This is a genomic window from Streptomyces jumonjinensis (genome assembly GCF_009600885.1).
Taxonomy (GTDB): Bacteria; Actinomycetota; Actinomycetes; order Streptomycetales; family Streptomycetaceae; genus Streptomyces; species Streptomyces jumonjinensis.
The window spans coordinates 116,631-121,395 of the sequence record NZ_VCLA01000199.1 but is presented as its reverse complement, the minus strand read 5'-3'; the positions used below and the strand labels follow the sequence as shown (position 1 = coordinate 121,395).

At 71.0% G+C, this 4,765-nt stretch carries 5 protein-coding genes and 1 CRISPR repeat array; of the genes, 1 reads left to right on the top strand and 4 read right to left on the bottom strand.

Going from position 1 to position 4,765, the window contains the following annotated elements:
• Window positions 1–96 precede the first annotated feature (96 nt).
• Window positions 97–768 carry a DUF4097 family beta strand repeat-containing protein gene (locus FF041_RS35330; protein ID WP_153526535.1) on the bottom strand — a complete coding sequence of 224 codons (672 nt, stop codon included), beginning with the start codon at window positions 766–768 and terminating at the stop codon, window positions 97–99.
• Between the two features lie 245 nt (window positions 769–1,013).
• On the opposite strand from FF041_RS35330, the gene FF041_RS40710 reads away from it, so the two are divergent.
• Window positions 1,014–1,778 carry a GbsR/MarR family transcriptional regulator gene (locus FF041_RS40710; protein ID WP_153526533.1) on the top strand — a complete coding sequence of 255 codons (765 nt, stop codon included), beginning with the start codon at window positions 1,014–1,016 and terminating at the stop codon, window positions 1,776–1,778.
• Window positions 1,779–2,144: 366 nt separating this feature from the next.
• Window positions 2,145–2,599: a CRISPR direct-repeat array (repeat unit 28 nt; unit sequence GTCGGCCCCGCGCGAGCGGGGATGGTCC).
• A 103-nt stretch (window positions 2,600–2,702) separates the two neighbouring features.
• On the opposite strand, the gene FF041_RS35320 is transcribed toward FF041_RS40710, so the two are convergent.
• The 3 genes from FF041_RS35320 to FF041_RS35310 all read right to left on the bottom strand — a co-directional run bounded on the left by FF041_RS35320 (window position 2,703) and on the right by FF041_RS35310 (window position 4,665).
• The gene (locus tag FF041_RS35320) at window positions 2,703–3,743 is read right to left on the bottom strand and encodes an XRE family transcriptional regulator (RefSeq protein ID WP_153526531.1); all 1,041 of its coding nucleotides are present in this window, start codon (window positions 3,741–3,743) and stop codon (window positions 2,703–2,705) included.
• A 212-nt stretch (window positions 3,744–3,955) separates the two neighbouring features.
• Window positions 3,956–4,204, bottom strand: a complete 249-nt coding sequence (locus FF041_RS35315) for a hypothetical protein (protein ID WP_153526529.1) — start codon at window positions 4,202–4,204, stop codon at window positions 3,956–3,958.
• Between the two features lie 260 nt (window positions 4,205–4,464).
• A complete protein-coding gene (locus FF041_RS35310) occupies window positions 4,465–4,665 on the bottom strand; it encodes a hypothetical protein (protein ID WP_153526527.1) in 201 nt (66 codons plus the stop codon).
• Between the last annotated feature and the right edge of the window lie 100 nt (window positions 4,666–4,765).

Below are 4,765 nucleotides of genomic sequence, written 5' to 3'. Positions count from 1 at the left end.
GACGGTCAGGTCGACACCGTCGAGAACGACCTTGTCGCCATAGGACTTGCGCAGCCCGTTCGCGGTGATGGCCAGGTTGGTCATGGTGGGTGCTCCTCAGAGGCTGCGGGCGGTGATGTCGCCGTAGGACGTGGTCGCGTGGATGTTCAGGCCGGCGGCGGCGCCGTCGGTGTTCTTGAGCGCGTTGTGGATCCGGCCGTGGGCGGTGCCGGCGTCCAGGGAGGCGGAGACTCCGCGGGCAGCGCCGACCGAGAGGTCGCCGGCCTCGGTGCGCAGCGTGACCGTGCCGCGCACGGCCTCGGCGATGCTGATGTCGCCCTTCTGCGTACTGATCTCCGCGGGGCCGTTCAGGCGGCCGACCGAGATGTCACCGGCGAGGAGGGCGAGGCGGGCGCTCGCGGTCTCGTCGAGCTTGACCGAGCCCTGCGCGCCCTCGAAGACGATGTCGCCGAGCCGTCCGACGCCCCGGAGCTCGGCGCTGGCCGCCTTCGCTTCGACGCGGGAGCCGACGGGCAGCTGGACGGTCACCTCGATGGCTCCGGAAGCGCCGAGGATCTGGTTCTTCGCCGCCGGGGTCTCGATCCGCAGGACGCCGTCGCCGTAGTCGACCGTGGTCTGCTCCGCCGCCTTCACGTCGCGGCTCTTGGAGGCGTTCGCGGGGAGGACCTCGACCGTGGTGTCGGCGCGGTCGGCGGCGATGAACCGGATGTGTCCCGCGGGGATGTCGAGGACTGCGGTGACCGGGGCGGGGGTGTCGAACTTCTGCATGGCGCTCTCCTTCTTCTGCAGCGTGCGCCCTTCCGGCGCGCTGTTTCCGATGACAGAAACGCTACGTTGCATTCAAAGATCTGACAACACGATCATTGCGCGTACTCGCCATCAGTGCAGGTAAATGACGGGTAATCGTTGCAATGATTTGGACCCTAACGCAACAACGATCCCCTCGTGCGTTGCAATGATCTGAGAGTGAACGCTATAGTGGAGGCGTCAGGGACACACGAAGGGAGACCGCGATGCCGGGAGGCAGGCTCACTCAGCAGGAACGCCGTCAGATCGCGCTGGGACTGGCCGACGGCCTCGCCTACGCGGAGATCGCCAGACGCCTCGACCGCCCGACCTCGACCGTCACCCGCGAAGTCATCCGCAACGGCGGCCCCACCGCCTACCGCGCCGACCTCGCCCACCGCGCCACCGAACACCGCGCCCACCGGCGCAGGCAGACCGCACCCCGAGGGTCAGAGGCGACCTCGCAGGCCCACGGACGCGACCCCGAAGCGGTGCGTGAGTACGAGGAGACGTTCACGACCGTCCTCATGGGTTCGGGCATGCCCAAGATGACGTCCCGGGTGCTGGCCTGCCTCTGCACCAGCGACGCGGGCAGCCTCACCGCGTCCGAACTCGTCCAGCGCCTCCAGGTCAGCCCGGCGTCCGTCTCCAAAGCGATCGCGTTCCTCGAAAGCCAGGGCCTCATCCGCCGGGAACGCGACGAACGCCGCCGCGAGCGCTACATCGTCGACGACGACGTCTGGTACCAGGCCATGATGTCCAGCGCCCGATCCACCGCCCAACTCGCCGAGACCGCACGCCAGGGCGTCAGCGTCCTCGGCCCCGACACCCCGGCCGCCGCCCGCCTCGAAAACATCGCCCGCTTCGTCGACTTCGTCTCCGAGAGCATCGCCCGCGCCGCAGACCAGGCCCGCGACATCCTCCACACAAAACCCGACACGACCTCGCACGCCCCGGAGCCGGCTCATCCCTCAACCCAGCTCCCCGGCTGATCGACCGGCGGCCCCCGCCGGAGCCCAGGGGCAGGGAACCAGGGGGTGCCGCCCCCTCTCTCTCCCCTGCCGCCACCGCCTGTACCTGCGCCCCGGGAGCCCGGCCCCGACGAGCGCGTCTGAACTCGCCGCTCCTGGCTCTCCGGCCCATCCGGGGAGCCGGTGTGCGGGAGCGGGGTAACCCCCGGCAGGGAATGCCCCCAAGGTGGCGTAGTCATGGGAGAGTTGCCGGACACGGGCCGCGTTTCCTCACCCGTCCATAAGGCTGCGCCTGGCACCTCTTCACACCGGGAGACCTCGATGCCCGACTGCTCGCAAGTGAATGAAAACCGCTGCTCCGCGATGTGAACGCGCAGGTCAGGAAGTGTCGGCCCCGCGCGAGCGGGGATGGTCCGGTGACTGAGCCTCACCCCGGGGTCGGGACGCCGTCGGCCCCGCGCGAGCGGGGATGGTCCGCCGAGATTGATTTCTGGGACGACGCCGAGGTTGTCGGCCCCGCGCGAGCGGGGATGGTCCCTGAACGACCGCCAGCGCCCCGAGCGCCAGCAGGTCGGCCCCGCGCGAGCGGGGATGGTCCTACGGTGAGCACAGCGATCGACTGGATTGCGATGTCGGCCCCGCGCGTGCGGGGATGGTCCCCGGCGACCGCCCTGCCATAAGGCAGGACCCCCGTCGGCCCCGCGCGCGCGGGGGTGGTCCCCCCAGGACGGCGCTCCACCTGATCGGCCACGCGTCGGCCCCGCGCGAGCGGGGGTGGTCCCCTGATCGACCCGCTCCAGTCCGTGACGCTGTTGTCGGCCCCGCGCGTGCGGGGGTGGTCCGGGCCCACTCGTAATCGCACTCGCTCTGGACCCCACTGGACGCGGACGCCAACGCTGGTAACGCCGGGAGAGAGAGGGACAAATGAGTGCGACACCCGCCGTATCAGCGGAGGAGGCCACTGCGGGCGGCGAGGCCGCGCAGGTCCGTCGTGGTGGGCCCGGATGCCAGCAGGTCGGCGATGAGGGTTCTGGTGGCCGGGCGGGCGTGGGTCTCCTCCGGGGCGGAGCGTTCCGCAGCAAGAAGGGTGCGGAGGCAGTCGGTTCGGCGGCCGAGGCGGTGGTAGGTGAAGGCGATATCGCTGAGGGCGCGGGAACGGCGTTCGATGCTGGGGAGGGCTCTGAGGGGAACGGCGCGGGCGGCGTCGAGGGCGGCAAGAGGGTCGCCCGCGTGGTTCTCGGCACTGATCCGGTGGAGTTGGACGGTCAGAGGGCTGAAGGCTGCGTGGTCGGACGGCGGGGAGGTGCCGGTGCCGAGTTCCTTGGCGATGGCGGCGGCTTCGTCGGTGAGCTCACGCATCCCGTCCCGGTCTCCGCCCCGTGCCGCGGTGTACGCGGCGCTCTGGACGAGGAGCCCCCGGAGCGCGTTCCCGGCTCGGCCGGCGCTCCGGAGGTCTGGGTGGTCGGCTGCCGACAGCGCGATCGACAGCGCTTCGTCGTGCCATCCGGCGCGGCGGGCGAGGACGGCGAGCTGACGGGCCGACTCGGCAGCCTGGATGGGATCCTGGGCGGTTTCGGCGACCTGGCGGGCGCGGTCGGCGGCCATCCAGCCGAGCTGCTGTTCGTCGAGTTTGACGAGCATGCGAGTAGCGAGCAGGTAGCTCCGGGCCAGAAGCCGGTAGCCGTTGCGCGTGCCTTCGGCAGCAGTGAGGGCGTGTCCGTTACGGATGACGCGGGGCAGGCGCACGGCGAGGGAGGCGTAGCGGCAGGCGTCGAAGTCGACGACCGCTTGGTTGACGTCGACGGCGAGAAGCTCAGGCGGTGCAACGGTGGTGGCCGTGCCCAGGCCGAGCATGGCGTCCCGCAGGCGGGCGGTGAGCAGTCCGCCGAGAAGGGCCTCGTCCGCCTCGGCGGCCCGGGTTCCGGGAAGTGAGGCGCTTGCCGCTGCTGCGGCGGCCAGGCTCGCGAGCAGCCTGCGTCGCTGCAAGGAATCGTCACCGTCCTTCCGTCCAAGTGTCCCCAGCCTAGGGGCCGGCGTCCAGGGGTAGGAGATTGTCGCCCAGACCGGTTGGCCGTGTCGGGCCTTGCTCCCTGCTATCAGCGCGGGGGCGGCGGTCCGTCCTCGGTCGGGCCCGGCGTGAGTGGTACCGGGGCCCTCGCCGAGGGCGGAGCCTGTGGTGGCGCTTCCGTGTCGTTGGGTTATCGGCGGAAGGTCGATTCGGTGTCGGCGGCGCGTTGTTGTCGCCAGAGGGCCATCGCCTGGGCGTGTGTGCGGAGCGGTACGCCCCAGGTGATGAACTGGTTGGTGAGCCAGGCGTCGAGCACGCCGTAGGCGCGGGCGATGGACGCCAGCGATTCTTCGTCGGCGTACCGCTTGATGACGGTGTCCTTGTCGGCGAGGACACGTTCCCGGGCGGCTGCCCGGTCCACCGGCTGGGCGTGGGGCACTGGCGGTCTCCTCGTGCTTCTGGAGGGGGGTTCTGGGGTGGCCCCGGTCGTTGCGGGGGACTGGACCGACCGGGGCCAAGGGGGTGCGGGGGCACCCCCTTCTTCCCCTGCCGGGACACGGCACCGGTCAGGGGGGTTCATGGGGTGGTCCGTCCGGCCGGGCCTGGATGCGTGACGCCCTGCCGGCCGGACGGACCCTTTTCGCCGCCCCACTGATGAACCCGCTGATCTGGTGGCCGGGTGTTCAGGGGGCGGACGCTTCAGAGCCGGTACCGGGCCGACATCAGCAGCAGGGCATCGGTCCCGGGCGGGTCCCACTGCACGGTGTCGCAGACGGCCCGGGCGTACCGGCGGTGACCGGTCCTGCGGAAGTGGTACTCGGCCCACGCCTGCACATCCCCCGGGGTGAGCTCCCGTGCCGCGTCCGGGGGTTCAGCGCCGCAGGGCGGAGTGCCGGACACGCACGCGATCCGCGCACGGACCCCCGCGGCCTCCGTGTGCGTCAGAGTCCATAAGAGGCGACAGAACCGCCTGATCACCCCCATACCGCACCTTCTCGAA